The sequence below is a fragment of the Streptomyces sp. NBC_00442 genome (genome assembly GCF_036014195.1).
In the GTDB taxonomy this organism is placed as follows: domain Bacteria; phylum Actinomycetota; class Actinomycetes; order Streptomycetales; family Streptomycetaceae; genus Streptomyces.
Map to the genome: position 1 here is coordinate 1,824,408 of NZ_CP107918.1, position 15,978 is coordinate 1,840,385.

Here is a 15,978-nt window from a genome sequence, read left to right on the forward strand (position 1 = left end):
CGCACGACAGCCCCGTCATTTGGCGGGGCTCGCTCTTTATGCCCGTTTTATCTGAGGCCTTGGCCACTCGGAACCTGAGATTCCAGACGTTTGGATGGCGACCGTCCCGCGTGCTGGAATTCGACGAACTCCCGAGTAGTACGGCCCCGAGAAGTACGGCTCTGAAACACAAACGGCACGCCACCCTGGTGCCGGCTCCGAGAGGTTGTTGGTCGAGTGAAGCGAAGCAGGACGAGCTCCGCGACGCAGCAGGCGCGGGGCAACTTCACCCCGCCGCAGCGTGCGGCGGCACCGGCGCCCCAGACCTCTGCCCAGGATTCCGGCAAGGACAAGGGCGCCACCCAGGGCAGCAGCAGCCGCTTCTCGCCGCGCAACTGGCGCGTCGCAACGCGGCTGAACGCGATCCTCCTCATCCCCGTCCTGGTCGGCCTGGTCATGGGCGGCTTCGAGGTCAACGGGTCCATAGCCACCTGGCGCGACGCCCGGAACGCCGAGAAGGTCGCGACCATCGTGCGCGCCGCCTCCGACTACGGCCAGGCTCTCCTCAACGAGCGCGACCTCACCGCCCAGCCGCTCCTGGAGAACAAGCGCGACAGCGACGTCGTCAGCAAGGCGTACGCCGCCTCCGACGCCGCCCGCGCCTCGTTCGACCAGGCCGTCCAGGGCATGCCGGACACCCCGAGCCTCAAGCGCCGCCTCGCCAAGGTCCGTGAGGCCGAGAAGACCCTCGACGACCTGCGCAAGACCGCCTACACCAAGGGTGTCGAGGCGAAGAACCCGGTGCTGACCGAAGAGGGTTACACCGCGGTCCCCCATTACTTGAGCACGTTCTCCAACGAGCTCGGCCTGGGCACCGGCAACATCACCAGCTACGGCCGCATGGTGTACGCCGTCGACCTCGCCAAGTCCGCCGGATCGCTCCAGCGCTCCATCGGCATGCACCTCCTGCTGCGGCCGAGCGACGACCCCAAGTCCTTCCAGCTCCAGGTCAAGGCGTTCAACTCGTACAACTACCTGGAGTTCATCGCCCTCGGCGAGTTCGACGCGGGTGGCACGGACGCCGACAGCCAGAAGCTGAAGGAGGTCATGGCGAAGAAGGCGGAAGAGGTCGCCAAGGACTTCCCCGACGCCAAGCAGCCGGCGGACAGCGGTCCGCACATCGGCGCCGCTCCGGCGGCCGACGGTTCGGTCTACGGCGGCATGGCCGCCGCGATCGGCGAGGCGCAGAGCGCGCAGAGCATCAAGCAGCTCAAGGCGCGGGGCATCACCCCCGATTCCTGGATGGCCGCCTCCACCTCGAAGTTCGACGGCTACAGCCAGGTCGAGGACGACCTGGTCACCCGGGCCGTGACCGAGGCCGGCCAGATCGCCGACGACGCCAAGACCACCGCGTACATCAACGGCGCGATCGTCGTGGTCGCCCTGCTCGCCGCCTTCATCCTGGCCGGCATGGTGGCCCGCCAGATGAGCCGCTCGATGCGCCGGCTGCGCAGCGCCGCCTTCGACGTGGCCGAACAGCGTCTGCCGATGCTCGTCGACCAGCTCTCGCGCACCGAACCCGGCCGGGTCGACACCCGTGTCGAGCCGATTCCGATCGACTCCACGGACGAGATCGGTGAGGTGGCCCGCGCCTTCGACCAGGTGCACCGCGAGGCCGTCCGGCTCGCCGCCGAGCAGGCGCTGCTCCGGGGCAACGTCAACGCGATCTTCACCAACCTCTCGCGCCGTAACCAGTCCCTGATCGAGGGCCAGCTGACCCTCATCACCGACCTGGAGAACAACGAGGCGGACCCGGACCAGCTGGAGAGCCTGTTCAAGCTCGACCACCTGGCGACCCGCATGCGCCGCAACGGCGAGAACCTGCTGGTCCTCGCCGGCGAGGAGCCGGGCCGCCGCTGGGACCAGCCGGTCCCGCTGGTCGACGTGTTGCGCGCCGCCTCCTCCGAGGTGGAGTCCTACGAGCGCATCGAGCTGTCGGGCGTGCCGGAGGCGGAGATCCACGGCCGGGCCGTGACCGACCTCGTGCACCTGCTCGCCGAGCTCCTGGAGAACGCCACCACGTTCTCCTCGCCGCAGACGAAGGTCCGCGTCACCGCGACCCGTCTTCCCGACGGCCGCGTGATGATCGAGATCCACGACAAGGGCATCGGCCTGACCGCCGAGGACTTCGCGGACATCAACCACCGGCTGGCCAACCCGCCGGCCGTGGACGCCGACGTCTCGCAGCGCATGGGCCTGTTCGTGGTCGGCCGGCTGTCCGACCGGCACGGCATCCGTGTCCAGCTGCGCCCCTCGGGCGAGCAGGCCGGCACCACCTCGCTCGTCATGCTCCCGGACCCGATCACCCACGGTGGCGGTGGCGAGAGCGCGATGGGCGACGACTTCACGGTCTCCTCGATCATTCCCGAGCAGCAGCAACAGCAACAGCAGCCGTACGAGTCGGTCCCCGCGCCGATGCGCACGGCGGCCGAGCTCGGCTTCGACGACTCCCGCTACGAGACCGGCGATCCGTCCGACCCGCGTGAACTCGACCCGGTCAACCGGTCGTTGGTGCGCGAGGAGCGCCGCGCGGCCCTTGAGGCCCAGGCGCAGGGCGGCGAACGCCCGCTGTACCGGGACGAGATCGAGCCCCAGCAGAGCCAGGCGTACGACGGCGCGTACGACGGCGGCCAGCGGTACGCCGGCCAGGACCGGCCCTACGAGGGCTCCTACGAGCCCCAGCGGAGCCCCGGTCACGACGGCTCGTACCAGAACCAGCAGTACGCCCCCGAGCACACCGGTGCCTACGCCCAGGACTCCTACGCGCCCCAGGACGGCTACCGGGAGTCCGGCTATGCGGAAGGCTCCTACCGGGATCAGGTGGCCGGTCAGGGCTCCTACGAGGATCCGTACGCCGCCCAGGCGCCGCAAGGCGAATGGCAGCAGGAGAACGCCTACCAGGAGCCGTACGCGCCTCCCTTCCAGCCGGAAGCGGAATCCGCCGAGGAGAACCGGGGCGTTCCCGCGGGCACCGCGGAGCGCGTAGGCTTCGACCGTCCGGGCCCCACCCCGACCACCGCCCACGAGCTGACCGACGCCGGTCTGCCCAGGCGCGGCAGCCAGCAGGACTGGCCGGCCGAGCCCCAGCAGGATCAGAGCCGGCCGGACCGGAGCGAGACGCCGGACGGACCGCCGGACGACTGGCGTTCGACCAACGACGAGCGCTGGACGCGGGCCGAGAAGCTCCGTGAGCCCAAGGCCGGCGGGGTCACTCCTTCCGGTCTCCCCCGGCGGGTGCCCAAGGCCAATCTGGTCGAGGGCACGGCCGAGCAGACCCCGCAGGGCGGCCCTCAGGTCTCCCGCGCTCCGGAGGACGTGCGCGGCAGGTTGAGCAACCTGCGACGCGGCGTTCAGCAGGGCCGTAACGCGGGGTCGGACACAAGTAACACCTACAACCAGGAGCGTTAGTGTGAGCCCGATGAGCCAGGCGGCGCAGAATCTGAACTGGTTGATCACCAACTTCGTGGACAACACCCCCGGGGTGTCCCACACGGTGGTGGTCTCCGCCGACGGACTCCTGCTGGCGATGTCCGAAGGCTTCCCCCGGGACCGGGCCGATCAGCTGGCGGCCGTGGCCTCCGGTCTGACGTCCCTCACCGCGGGCGCCTCCCGGATCTTCGAAGGCGGCGCCGTCAACCAGACGGTGGTGGAGATGGAGCGCGGCTTCCTCTTCATCATGTCGGTCTCCGACGGATCCTCCCTCGCCGTTCTCGCCCACCCCGAGGCCGACATCGGCCTGGTGGGCTACGAGATGGCGCTGCTCGTGGACCGGGCCGGGAGCGTGCTGACTCCCGACCTCCGGGCGGAGCTTCAGGGAAGCCTTCTTAACTAGTTACCGATCAGTTCTCAATCAGCAGACAGGCCGTGCGTTTCTCGCCACCGCCCCATAAAGTGCGGTGGCGCGGCCCCAATGGGACGGGCACCGGTAGTCGGAGGAGGAAACGTGACAACACCCCCAGGCGGGCACCCCTACAGCGGTGGACAGCAGTCTCCGGGTGAGCACGGCCAGAACCGCTTCAACTACCCTTCCTCGTCCGGCAGACACGGTCAGGGCCAGGGCGGCGGGCACTACCAGCAGCCCTACCGGCAGCCGAACCGTCAGCCCAGCCCTTACGACCAGCCGCCGCAGCCCCGGATCGAACCGGTGCAGCCGAGGCAGACCCCCCAGCCCTCTCCGGCGGGCGGCGCGCACAACCCGCTTGTGCGCCCGTACGCCATGACCGGCGGCCGCACCAGGCCGCGCTACCAGCTCGCCATCGAGGCGCTGGTGCACACCACGGCGGAACCGTCCAGGCTGCAAGGGCAGTTGCCCGAGCACCAGCGGATCTGCCACCTGTGCCGCGAGATCAAGTCGGTCGCCGAGATCTCGGCACTCCTCACCATCCCCCTCGGCGTCGCCCGGATCCTCGTAGCCGACCTGGCGGAGGCCGGACTTGTCGCCATCCACCAGCCGGGCGGCGACGAGTCCGCCGGCGGACAGCCAGACGTGACACTGCTCGAAAGGGTGCTCAGTGGACTTCGCAAGCTCTAGCGGCGGTGCCGCCCGTTCCACCACGTCGGCGAAGATCGTGGTGGCGGGCGGCTTCGGCGTGGGCAAGACCACGTTCGTCGGCGCGGTCTCGGAGATCAACCCCCTGCGCACCGAAGCCGTCATGACCTCGGCCTCCGCCGGCATCGACGACCTCACCCACACCGGAGACAAGACGACCACCACGGTCGCCATGGACTTCGGCCGCATCACCCTCGACCAGGACCTGATCCTGTACCTCTTCGGTACACCCGGCCAGGACCGCTTCTGGTTCATGTGGGACGACCTCGTCCGCGGCGCCATCGGCGCCGTCGTCCTCGTCGACACCCGCCGCCTCGCCGACTGCTTCCCCGCCGTCGACTACTTCGAAAACTCAGGACTCCCCTTCGTCATCGCCCTCAACGGCTTCGACGGACACCAGCCCTACACCCCCGACGAAGTACGCGAAGCACTCCAGATCGGCCCCGACACCCCCATCATCGTCACCGACGCACGCCACCGCGCCGACGCCAAAAGCGCCCTCATCACCCTCGTCGAACACGCCCTCATGGCCCGACTCCGCTAACACCCCCCACCCCTGCGGCGGGGTCGAACGGCCGGGCTCCCTGGGGCTCCGCCCCAGACCCCGTATCGGTTGCCTCTACCGAGCCCCGTAAGGGGCGCGGGGAACTGCGCGAGAAGCGGCCACGGCCCGCAGACGACACCGGGGTTGGGGGCGCGGGAAACTGCGCGGCCGGCCCCCACCGGCCCGCACCCGAAACGTAACCCGCCCCTCCCCCGCTCCCCCCACCGCACTCAGCGGAGCAACTCCCCCAGCCCAAGCGCGAATTCACCCGGGTGCGTCAGCACACCCACATGGCCCCCCGGCAACTCCGCGAGAGCGACCCCGTACCGCTCCGCCAGCGCCTCCGCCGGCCGGGCCAGGCGCAGCCCGGACGACGCCCATCCCACCGCTGGCACCAACTTCCCTGCGACGAGGTCGAGTTGGGCCAGATCGGGCGCGTGCCCGCTGAAGGGCCGGAGGATCCTGCCCAGGAAGAACCCCGAGTTCTCCCCCACCCGTCCCAGCGTGGCCCGCATCCGCGGCGACAATCCGGAAAGATCCGGCTTCTCCCCGCGCTCCTCCCCGCACCCCGCACTCATTTCGGCCATCGCCGCATCCACCCCCGCCCGGTGGAAGGTCGCCACCACGTGGCCGAAAAAGGCGTGTTGCTCGGCCGCGTCGGGCAGCAGCGAGACCAGCACGGGCTCGTGCGCGACCACACGGGCCAGCCGCTCGGGGTGGCGTGTGAGCAGCTCCACCGCGACGATCGCCCCGGAACTCGTCCCGAAGACGTACGCCGGCGCCCCGTCGGGCGCGACCCGTTCGAGCAGCCGGTACGCGTCGTCGGCCTGTGTCCCGACGCGCTGGTCCACGTCGGCCCCGTCGAGCGGGCTGCGGGAATGGCCGCGCGGGTCGTAGGTCACCACCGTGTACCGGTCGGCGAGCGCGTCGGCGACCGGTTCGAAGATCCCGGCGTCCCCGCCCCCGCCCACGATGAGCAGCAGCACGGGCCCGGCGCCGCGCACCTCGTAGCGCAGCGTCGCGCCGGGCACCTCCAGGGTGCCGACGGTCGGTTCAGCCATGGTGTCCGTCCCCCTCTTCTTCGCTTCTGGGCCAGTGCTCCAGGAGGATGTGCAGCGCCTGGACCCCGCGCTCCCACGACCTCTGCACCTCGCGCGGGTGACCGAAGCCGCCTTCCGCCTCGAGCGTGATGTAGCCGTGGAAGGTGCTGCGCAGGAGGCGTACGGCGTCGGTGAGGTCCGGCTCGGTGAGGCCGTAGGCGCGGAGCATCCCGTACGTGGTGTCCACCGTGCGCGCCATGACCGTCGAGCCGGCGAGCAGCCCGGGGTCGACCTGGTGCTGCGTGGCGGCGTACCGGCCGGGATGGGCCAGCGCGTACGCGCGGTAGGCGTCGGCGAAGGCGACCAGGGCCTCCTTGCCCGCCCGGCCCGCGACGGCCGCCGCGATGGAGTCGATGAACTCGCCGGCCGCGTACAGCGTGACCCGCTGGCGCAGCTCCCGGACGTTCGCGATGTGCGAGTACAGGCTCGCGTCCTTGACGCCGAAGCGCCGGGCGAGCGCGGACACGGTGATGCCCGCATATCCCGCCTCGTCCGCCAGCTCGGCGCCGGCCGCGGCGAGCCGCTCCGCCGTCAGTCCCGCTCGCACCATGCGCACACCCCGGATTCACTGGAACCTAGACCCCCTAGGTTGCAGCCTAATATAGCCAGCTTTTCGCGTCGCGGACAGCGAAAAACCCCCGACCACAGGTCGGGGGCTTGTCGGTGCGGCGAGGTGACGGAGGGGGTCAGCCCTGCCAGGAGTGGGGCGCGCGGAATCCGGGGGTGCGCTCCAGGCGCCGCCAGCCGGCGGTGGAACGGCCGCGCTTGGGGGCGGCGGCGGGCTGGGACGCGGCGCGGGCGAGCAGCACCGCGGTGATCGCGGCGAGCTCCTCGGGAGCGGCGTCACCCTTCTCCACGCGGAGCAGGGACTCGGAGGACTTGGCATGGGGTGTGGCGGTCACGTTCGTCTCCTCTTACTGAAGCTTCTGAGGCTTGCTGAGGCTTGTGCTGAGGCTTACTGAGGCGGGTTGCCGTGCTTGCGGGAGGGCAGGTCGGCGTGCTTGGACTTGAGCATCGCGAGGGAGGCGATCAGCACGGCCCGTGTCTCGGCCGGGTCGATCACGTCGTCGACCAGGCCCCGCTCGGCCGCGTAGTACGGGTGCATCAGTTCGGCCTTGTACTCCTTGACCATCCGCGCCCGCATCGCCTCCGGATCCTCGGCATCCGCGATCTGACGGCGGAAGATGACGTTGGCCGCGCCTTCCGCGCCCATCACCGCGATCTCGTTGGTGGGCCACGCGTAGGTGAGGTCCGCGCCGATGGACTGGGAGTCCATGACGATGTACGCGCCGCCGTAGGCCTTGCGCAGGATCAGCGAGATGCGGGGCACCGTGGCGTTGCAGTACGCGTACAGGAGCTTCGCGCCGTGGCGGATGATCCCACCGTGCTCCTGCGAGACGCCGGGCAGGAAGCCGGGGACGTCCAACAGGGTGACGATCGGGATGTTGAACGCATCGCACATCTGCACGAAGCGAGCCGCCTTCTCCGACGCCTCGATGTCCAGCACACCGGCCAGCGACTGCGGCTGGTTGGCGACGATGCCGACGACCTGTCCGTCCAGGCGGGCCAGCGCGCAGATGATGTTCCGCGCCCAGCGCTCGTGCACCTCGAGGAAGTCGCCGTCGTCGACGAGCTCCTCGATCACCTTGTGCATGTCGTACGGCCGGTTCCCGTCCGCCGGCACCAGGTCCAGGAGGATCTCGGAGCGGCGGTCGGCGGGGTCGTCGCTGGTGTGGACCGGCGGGTTCTCCCGGTTGTTCGACGGGAGCATCGAGATGAGGTAGCGCACCTCCGCGAGGCACGTCTCCTCGTCGTCGTACGCGAAATGCGCGACACCCGACGTCTCCGCGTGCACGTCCGCGCCGCCGAGCCCGTTCTGGGTGATCTCCTCGCCCGTCACCGCCCGCACCACGTCAGGACCCGTGATGAACATCTGCGACGTTTCGCGGACCATGAAGACGAAGTCGGTCAGGGCGGGGGAGTACGCCGCGCCGCCGGCGCACGGGCCGAGCATCACGCTGATCTGCGGGATCACACCCGAGGCCCGCGTGTTGCGCTGGAAGATGCCGCCGTAGCCGGCGAGCGCGCTGACGCCCTCCTGGATACGGGCGCCCGCGCCATCGTTCAGCGACACCAGCGGGGCACCGGCCGCGATGGCCATGTCCATGATCTTGTGGATCTTCGTGGCATGCGCCTCACCCAGCGCGCCGCCGAAGATGCGGAAATCGTGGGCGTACACGAAGACCGTACGGCCCTCCACCGTGCCCCAGCCGGTGACCACACCATCGGTGTACGGCTTCTTCGCCTCCAGCCCGAACCCCACCGCACGGTGCCGGCGCAGCTGCTCGACCTCGTGGAACGAGTCGGGGTCGAGCAGCAGGTCGATGCGCTCGCGGGCGGTCAGCTTGCCCTTCGCGTGCTGGGCCTCGGTCGCACGCTCACTCGGCCCGCGACGCGCCTCCTCGCGCAACGCGAGAAGTTCCGCCACGCGTCCACGCGTATCGCTCGGCTCACCCGGGGTCTCGTCCACAACGGTCATGTATCGACCCTACGAAAAGGGACAAGGATTTCCTCCGTCGACTCCGAACAGTCTCGGGACCGCTTTCCTAGTGGGGGCTGACAGTAGACCTGCGCCGAGCGGCCGACCGAACAGCGCAGGGGCCCTGAGATTTGTTGGGTCTCAACAACGCCGATGAGCCTGATTGTCAGCGGTGCGTCAGCCGGACGTCAGCTCGGCGTCCGTCTTCTGTCAGCTTCGCATCAGCCGCGGGTCAGCCGAGCGTGACATCGGCCCGCACCGTGCCGCAGGCGGCGTCCGGGGTGATGCGCAGCCGCAGCGAGCGGCCGGTGGCGAGGACCTCGATCCGCGGGTCCCGCGTGGTCACCGAGCGTACCGGCCGGTCCCAGGTCAGCTCGATCGCGGCGCCGGTGCGTTCGGGCGCGGCCAGCGACAGGGTCGCCGTGGTCCGCGTGGTGCGCACCAGGACGCTCGCCGGACCGTCGGCGGCCAGGCCACCGACCGTACCCGCCGCCCAGAAGTTGGCGGCGAGAAGTCCGAGTCGCTGGGCCGAAATGGACTGTACGGACGGGGAGTTGGCGAGGACGCGCACCTTGCCGGGGTCGGCGGCGCGGACCGCCGTCTCCAACTGGCGGGCGCCGGGCAGCAGGACGTAGGCGTACGAGGCGCCGGCCGGATCGGTGCCGTGGTCGAACCAGAGGGTGAGGTAGCGACGGGTGACCGGGTCGGCGGTGCCGCCGGTGTTGATCGCCTTCCAGGTGTCGGTGCGTTCCTCGCGCAGCGCCTGGACGGGGGCGCCGCCGGGGAAGACGTAGCCGGCGTGGCCCGCGATGTGCGCCCAGCGGGCGCGGGGGAAGGTGTCGTGCCGGCCGAGGGTGGCGGGCAGCCGCCGGCCGTCGACGGTGAGGGCGTTGGTGCCGGTGGCGCCGAGGTTGCGGTGGTCGACGACGGTCTCGACGGGCTCCTTGTCGCTCGCCGTGATGCCGGCGCCGAGGCAGACGATCTCGTCCCCCACGAAGAACCAGGACTTGCGGGCCGCGAGGGTGGAGGAGAGCCCTTTGAGGTGCTGGCCGACGGCCGCGTACGTTCCGTCGGTGGCGCCGCCCACCCAGGTGACGGCGGGCCGGGCCGCGCCCCACGCGCCGCCCTCGCCGTCCGTGAGGGGCTTGCGCGAGACGGTGGTGCCGGGCATGCGGTACGGGTCGGCCGTGGGCCAGAAGCCGTCGCTGTACTGATCGCCCGCGAAGCCCTCGCCCCACCAGGCGAGCATGCCGGAACCGGTGTGCCAGCCGCGGAGGTTCTCGCCGTTGCCGTTCTCGTAGTACGCGATCCGGTTCGAGGACATGCTCAGGGACGCGGCGAAGCGGGTGCCGCGGTGCACGGCGCGGTCCATGGCGGGGAAGAGACGGGGCCCGGTGGGGGCGGGGGCCGCGGCGGGCGCGGCGTCCACGGCGGCGCGCAGCAGGGCGAGGTTGGCGACGGACAGGCGCTGGTCGGTGAGGACGGGGACGGCCGGGGCGCGGTCGGTCCATCCCTTGATCAGGGCGCGCCAGCGGTCGCGTTCGGCGGGCGCGGCGCCCAGCGCGAGCATGGCGATGTGGGCCATGATCGTGCGGCCCATGAGCTGGTCGTCGGTGGTCTGGCGGGAAACGGCGCGGCCGTTGACGCAGTCCATCATCAGGCCGTCGTGGATGAAGGGGGCGTAGCTGCGCTCGACGGAGTCGAGGATGATCTGCCGGTTCGGGTCGGTGACGGCCCAGGTGGAGCCGGCGAGCAGCGCGAAGAGCCGGGACAGGCCGTCGATCTGCACCTCGCCGTACGAGCCGGTGTAGGCGATCCAGGTGTGCTGGACGAACGATCCGTCGGCGTAGAGGCCGTCGCCGGCGGTGACATAGGGGAAGACGGGCGAGAGGGCGTCGCGGGCCAGGGCGATCTTCGCGGCGTTCTTGCCGAGGACTCCGCGGGTGGCGAGCACCCGGCACAGGTCGGTGCGGTTGGCGCCGGTGGAGGTACCGGTGTAGACGGCGACGGCGCTGTCCGGCACGAAATGGTCGATGGCGGCGGTGTAGTGGCCGATCTGCGTGGCGTTCAGGGTGTCGTACGCGATGACGGCGGTGTCGAGGAGGAGCCGGGAGCTGCCGATCTGCCAGTCCCACCAGTTGCCGAAGGTCTTGGTGTTCTCGTTGTAGATCCGCGTGTAGAGGTGGTCGAGGCCCTTGCCGACGGCGGTGATCAGCGCGGTGTCGCCGGTGGATCCCGTGCCGGGCTGGGCCCAGGCCTGCGCCATGGTGTTGAGCCGGGTGTAGCTCGCGCTCATGTTGGCGGAGCCGGTGGCGGGGTCGGTGAGCGGCTGGTCGGGCCAGAGGGATCCGGTCGCCGGGGCCATGGCGGCGAGCGCGGTGCGGGCGGACGTGCCGAGCGCGGCGAGCTTGGTGGCGTAGGGCTCGGCCGTCGCGTCGAAGCCGGTGCCGAGCGTCAGGTCGCGCCACCTCAGGCGCAGGGTGTCGAACTCGTCGGCCGCCGGAGCGGGTTGGGGCTGTGCGGTCCCGGCGTGGGGAGCCGCCGTCGCCGGCCCCGCGGGCAGGGTCAGACCGAGCGCGACGGCGGCGGCGCCGGTGCCGGAAGCGGCGAGGAAGGTACGGCGTGAACTGCCCGAGGGGGATGGCATGGTGGCGGGACCTCCGGAGCGTGAGCGAACGAGGAGGGGCACGGGGCGGGCACGGGGCCCGGGACGAGCGCGGCGCGATTGAGCGGTTTCTCTCATGACATCGAAAGAACGCGCAATACTTCGCACATTCATCAGGGAAATTGATCGTTCGCACAGAATCGTGCACGAACGATCTAACGGGGGTTACGCTCCTGGTCAGCGGTTGACGGCGGTCGGCGCAAGCCGATGGGGAGGGGCGGAACCACGTGCATGCCGAGGACAGACACCAGGCGATACTGCGGCGACTGCGGGAGCGCGGCTCGCTGCGAGTGACCGATTTCGCCGAGGAGTTGAAGGTGTCCGCGGTCACCGTGCGCCGGGACGTGGAGGCGCTCGCCGAGCGCGGTCTGGTGGCCCGGGTGCACGGCGGGGCGCTGCTCCCCGAGTCGGCGCCGGCTCCCGCGCCGCCCTCCCCCGCGCCGAGTGGCGCGCCCTTGGTCTTCGGTCTCGTCGTCCCGGCGGCCGACTACTACTACCCCGAGGTCATCAAGGGCGCGCGGGAGGCGGCGGCCGCCCGGGGCATCCGGCTGGTGCTCGGCATCTCGCAGTACCGGCCCGAGGAAGAGCGGGCGCAGGTACGGCAGTTGCTGTCCCACGGCATCGACGGTCTGCTCATCGCGCCGTGCGGGCCGCCCGGCGACCAGGACTGGCTCGCGGCGCTCGGCGTGCCGTTCGTCCTGGTGGAGCGGCGTTCCGGGGACGACGTGCCGGGCGCGGAGCGGGTGGTGACCGATCACGCCTACGGTGCGCGCCTCGCCGTCCGTCACCTCGCCGGGTCGGGGCGCGGGCGGATCGGGCTGCTCCTTCGCGCGGACAGCCCGCACAGCGCGCTCGTTCAGGAGGGCTACCTCGGCGGGCTCGCCTCGCTCGGGCTCCCGGCGCCGGATTCGCTGCGCTTCACGATCACGGCGCCGGAGGCCGACCCGCTGCGGCGGGACGCCCAACTCGACGAGTTCACCGGGGCGGTGGAGGCTGGGCTGCTCGACGCGGTCCTGGTCCACAACGACCACGACGCGATCGTGCTGCTGCCCCGGCTGCGGGCACGGGGCCTGTCCGTGCCGGGTGACCTCGCGATCGTGGCGTACGACGACGAGGTCGCCGCGCTCGCGGACATCCCGCTGACGGCTGTCGCGCCGCCGAAGCGGGCGGTGGGCGTCGCGGCGGTGGACATGCTGGCGCTGCGGCTCGCCGACCCGCCCCGGGCGCGCCATCACCTCTCGATCCTCCCCGAGTTGAAGATCCGCGCGTCCAGCGCGTGAGGGTGCCGGGATCCGTAACGGTCCGTCCTCTCGTGGCCTAAGATCCACGGGTATGGGGGAATTGAATCGTGAGACCGCCACCGGGGTCGTCCTGTCGGCCGGCCGTACTCGGGCTTGGGTGGAGCGCGGCGCGCTGCACTGGAGCCGGGGACGTACGACCGTCGTCGTCCCCGGGGCGGGGATCCGCCGCGTCGAGGCGGCCGGGACGTCGCTGACCGTGTTCCTCGGCGAGGATGCCGGAGGCGGCTCGTCGATGACGGTCCGTCACCGCAACCGGGACATGGTCGTCGCGCTCGGCGCGGAGATAGAAGCGGTCATCGGTGACGCAGGCCCGCCGGGAACCCGGCGACAGCCACAGCGGCACACGGTGCCGGTGTGGCCGCTGCGCATGCTGTTTCGCGTGCGCGCCGGGGTGCTGCACGGCGGCCCGTGGTGGCGGCGCGCGCTCTGGTACACGGTCGCGGGACTGCCCCTGGCCGTACTGCTGCCGGTCAGCCCCGTCCTGGGCGTCGCCGCCTGGCTCCTGCTGCCGGCCGGTCTCGGCCTGCTGTTCCTGTGGGTGAAGATGGCCGCCCTGGACACGTGGTGGGTGATGCGGCGGCGGGGTGTGACTGTCCACGCGCGGTACGCGTTCGACCTGACCACACCCAGCGACTCAGGCGTCAGCTACATCGTCCACTTCCGCACGCTCGACGGACAGGAGATGGCGCGGCCGATCTCGGTGCGGGGGCACCGCGACGAGATCACGTACGACCCCCGGGACCCGTCCCGCATGTACGCGCGGACCCGGGTGGCCTGGCTGGGATCCGCCCTGGTCGCCTTCACGCTGACCGGCATGTGGGGCGCCCTCTTCTGCGTCCCGGCGGTCATCTGGCTCACCGAGCTGGTGTCCCTGGCGCTCTAGCCGGCCCCGCCCACGCCGAACCGCTCACGTGCACGGACCGGTGCGGACCGAGCCGTCCATGACAGGGCCCTCCTACGGGGCAACGTCGGCGGACCCGGGCGCCTAGCTCAACTCGAAGGAGCTCGCCTTGTTGTTGCACCCGAAGGGGACCTGGGACAGGTCCCAATGCTGGTCGATCCATTCGTTTCCGCACTCGCCCTTGAAGTTGACGTCCGCGGACATCCAGACGTCACAGTGCGAGCCGTTGCCCATCCGTGTGGTCACCGAGGTCGCGGTGTCGTTCCAGCCGCCGGGGAAGGCCGGGAACCGGTAGTCCTTGGTGCCGTCCGTCGAGGGCGTGCAGTCCTTGGCGACGGAGTAGGTGAGGGTGGCGCCGCTCGAGTTGTAGTTGGCCCAGTCGTAGAACGTCACGACGGACATGCCGGCGGCGTCTCCGGCCTGGACCGCCTTCTCCAGGCTCGGGAAGCTCGCCCAGCTCTTGTCCGGGTAGACCAGCAGGTGGCCCGCCGCGGTGGGCTGCGCGGCGGTACCTCCCGCCCCCTCCGCGACGGAAGGGCTCCCGGTCAGGAGAAGCCCCGTGAACGCCAGGGCCATCGCTGCGCAGAACGTGAGGACAGGGCTCAATCGTCGCATCGCACGCTCCATGTGTCGGCGCCGGACCCGGGCCGGGCGATCGCGCGGCTTGCTCGGCCCGCAGGCCGACCATCGCAGCCACAGCCGGACCACACAAGTGCGCAAGAGGCTTGGGCATGACTCGCCGTCCCCGCCTCCGGGGCCCCGCTGCGCGGCTCGGGCCCCGGACGCAGGTACGGCCGTGTCCGACTGCGGTCGGGCTCCAAGGCCACCGCAGTCGGCCAGAGCTCACGTGTTGCTACGTCTCCCGACGCACAACGGCACGGCGTCAGCGGTGGGTGTGCCATTCGGCGGTGTCCTGCAGGGTCTTCGCTATCCCGGGGTCACGCACGGACGGGGTCCGGTCGAGCACCCGTACCGTCAGACGGTGGTCACCACGCCCGAGGCCGAGCCCCCGCACCGGCACCGTCGTACGCCCCTCGTAGTGCCGAAGCTCCCGCCCGTCCAGGTACCAGCGGATCGTCAACTGCCGTGCGCCGGCGAGCCGCGGCACCGTGACCCGGGCCGTGTCGCCCGGCCGCAGCGTGCGGGCCGTGGAGACGGCGGGCGTCGCGATCGAGGCGTGCCGGTAGAACCCCGCGATCATCGCCTCCACCCCCGGCAGGTTGAACGGCTTGCCCAGGATGCGCATGATCGAGCCGTCCGTGGGGCGGCTGAGGCCGGTGACGTAGTAGCCGCCGCCCTCGTACGCACCGACCGTCCCGCCGTCCGGCGAGGTCTCGCCGAGCCAGCGGTACCACTTGGTGCGGTCCGCGGCCATCCGGTCGGCGGACAGCACCGAGATGTTGGACTGGTCGGCCTCGGGGCCCTCGTAGTGCTCGTAGCCCGGGGTGTCCGGGTAGAAGTACTCGTCGGCCAGCTTCCCCAGGGAGTGGCCGGTCTCGTGAATGGCCACCTGGCCGGACTTGGCGTTCCCGGCGGACGCGGTGGATATGCCCTCGTACCCGAGCGTCTTGGACGGCTCGTTGTATCCGGCCCCGCCGTACTTGGCGCTGTTGGAGAGCACGACGACCAGATCGGCCTGGGGCGCCTTCGCCACGTAGGCGTCGACCTTGTCCTGGTCGACGCAGAGCAGCCGCTCGACGCCGTCGCACCAGAAGTAGGAGCCGAGCGCGGTGTTCTTCACGTCGCCCTGCGCCGGGTCGCCGGAGACGCCGCTCTCGGCGGAGACCGCGTCCACCGTCCACACGTTGAACAGGTTCTGGTACGTCGTGTACGGCTCGACGCCGGTGATCTCGCCCCACTTCTCCTTGGCGTCGGTGTGGAACTGGTCCAGCTGGTCGGCCGTGTAGCCGTCGCCGACGATCACGATGTCCAGGCGGTCGGCGGTCGAGCCGTTGTCGATCACCTTGGTGACCCGGCCGTCCGCGGCGGCGGCCGTGGGGGCCGAGAGGTGCGGCGCGGGCCTGCCGAGTCCGTTCTTCGGCACCAGGGTGTGGCCGGAGCCCGCGAGGGTCTGCCCCGACGCGGCTTCGGGGCCGGGTATCTCGACCCGCACCCGGGGCTGCGGCTGTGGTGGGCCGGCGGCGGCCGCGGTACCGGGCCCGGCCGCGAGCGCGGCCAGAGCGGCGGCTCCGGCGAGCGCGGCCGTCGCGATGCTGCCGCGCGCGGTGAAGCTCCTGCGCAGGGGTGGGCGCATGAAGTCCTCTTCTCTGTAACGAAGTTAAGCATCCAGGTAAATGCGTTGAACGGCCTGCTTAAATTAGGGGGCGCACGGGGCGTGCG

General features: G+C 70.9%; 13 protein-coding genes. 6 read left to right on the forward strand and 7 right to left on the reverse strand.

Features of this window, described 5'->3' with window-relative positions:
- Positions 1-216 precede the first annotated feature (216 nt).
- The 4 genes from OG432_RS08045 (at position 217) to OG432_RS08060 (ending at position 5,132) form a co-directional block, all read left to right on the forward strand.
- Positions 217-3,447: a sensor histidine kinase gene (locus tag OG432_RS08045; RefSeq protein ID WP_328309166.1), complete on the forward strand. Its 3,231-nt coding sequence runs from the start codon at positions 217-219 to the stop codon at positions 3,445-3,447.
- A 10-nt stretch (positions 3,448-3,457) separates the two neighbouring features.
- Positions 3,458-3,871: a roadblock/LC7 domain-containing protein gene (locus OG432_RS08050; protein WP_053725133.1), complete on the forward strand. Its 414-nt coding sequence runs from the start codon at positions 3,458-3,460 to the stop codon at positions 3,869-3,871.
- A 111-nt stretch (positions 3,872-3,982) separates the two neighbouring features.
- The gene (locus tag OG432_RS08055; RefSeq protein WP_328309168.1) at positions 3,983-4,570 is read left to right on the forward strand and encodes a DUF742 domain-containing protein; all 588 of its coding nucleotides are present in this window, start codon (positions 3,983-3,985) and stop codon (positions 4,568-4,570) included.
- Positions 4,551-5,132, forward strand: coding sequence for a GTP-binding protein (locus tag OG432_RS08060; RefSeq protein WP_100577617.1), 582 nt, complete (start codon positions 4,551-4,553; stop codon positions 5,130-5,132). Before OG432_RS08055 ends, OG432_RS08060 begins: the two co-directional genes overlap by 20 nt.
- Positions 5,133-5,362: 230 nt before the next feature.
- Here OG432_RS08060 and OG432_RS08065 read toward each other — a convergent pair whose 3' ends face one another.
- The 5 genes from OG432_RS08065 to OG432_RS08085 form a co-directional block, all read right to left on the reverse strand.
- Complete coding sequence (locus tag OG432_RS08065) at positions 5,363-6,193, reverse strand: alpha/beta fold hydrolase (RefSeq protein ID WP_328309171.1); 831 nt, start codon at positions 6,191-6,193, stop codon at positions 5,363-5,365.
- Positions 6,186-6,782 (reverse strand): TetR/AcrR family transcriptional regulator, encoded by a 597-nt coding sequence (locus tag OG432_RS08070; protein WP_328309173.1) that lies wholly within the window; start codon positions 6,780-6,782, stop codon positions 6,186-6,188. The genes OG432_RS08065 and OG432_RS08070 overlap by 8 nt, the downstream gene beginning before the upstream one ends.
- Before the next feature lie 136 nt (positions 6,783-6,918).
- Positions 6,919-7,134, reverse strand: coding sequence for an acyl-CoA carboxylase subunit epsilon (locus OG432_RS08075; protein WP_328309175.1), 216 nt, complete (start codon positions 7,132-7,134; stop codon positions 6,919-6,921).
- A gap of 53 nt (positions 7,135-7,187) precedes the next feature.
- Positions 7,188-8,771, reverse strand: a complete 1,584-nt coding sequence (locus tag OG432_RS08080) for an acyl-CoA carboxylase subunit beta (RefSeq protein WP_328309177.1) — start codon at positions 8,769-8,771, stop codon at positions 7,188-7,190.
- Between the two features lie 232 nt (positions 8,772-9,003).
- A complete protein-coding gene (locus OG432_RS08085; protein WP_328309179.1) occupies positions 9,004-11,418 on the reverse strand; it encodes a polysaccharide lyase 8 family protein in 2,415 nt (804 codons plus the stop codon).
- Positions 11,419-11,663: 245 nt separating this feature from the next.
- Between OG432_RS08085 and OG432_RS08090 the strand changes: the two genes are divergently transcribed.
- Both OG432_RS08090 and OG432_RS08095 read left to right on the forward strand, forming a co-directional pair.
- Positions 11,664-12,716 carry a substrate-binding domain-containing protein gene (locus OG432_RS08090; protein WP_328309182.1) on the forward strand — a complete coding sequence of 351 codons (1,053 nt, stop codon included), beginning with the start codon at positions 11,664-11,666 and terminating at the stop codon, positions 12,714-12,716.
- 52 nt (positions 12,717-12,768) lie between these two features.
- Entirely contained in the window at positions 12,769-13,620 is an 852-nt protein-coding gene (locus OG432_RS08095) for a hypothetical protein (protein ID WP_328309184.1), read from the forward strand.
- Positions 13,621-13,722: 102 nt separating this feature from the next.
- Here the strand turns inward: OG432_RS08095 and OG432_RS08100 are convergent, their stop codons facing one another.
- Together OG432_RS08100 and OG432_RS08105 are read right to left on the reverse strand one after the other, a co-directional pair.
- Positions 13,723-14,253: a hypothetical protein gene (locus OG432_RS08100; RefSeq protein ID WP_328309186.1), complete on the reverse strand. Its 531-nt coding sequence runs from the start codon at positions 14,251-14,253 to the stop codon at positions 13,723-13,725.
- Between the two features lie 268 nt (positions 14,254-14,521).
- A complete protein-coding gene (locus tag OG432_RS08105) occupies positions 14,522-15,892 on the reverse strand; it encodes a M64 family metallopeptidase (RefSeq protein ID WP_328309187.1) in 1,371 nt (456 codons plus the stop codon).
- Between the last annotated feature and the right edge of the window lie 86 nt (positions 15,893-15,978).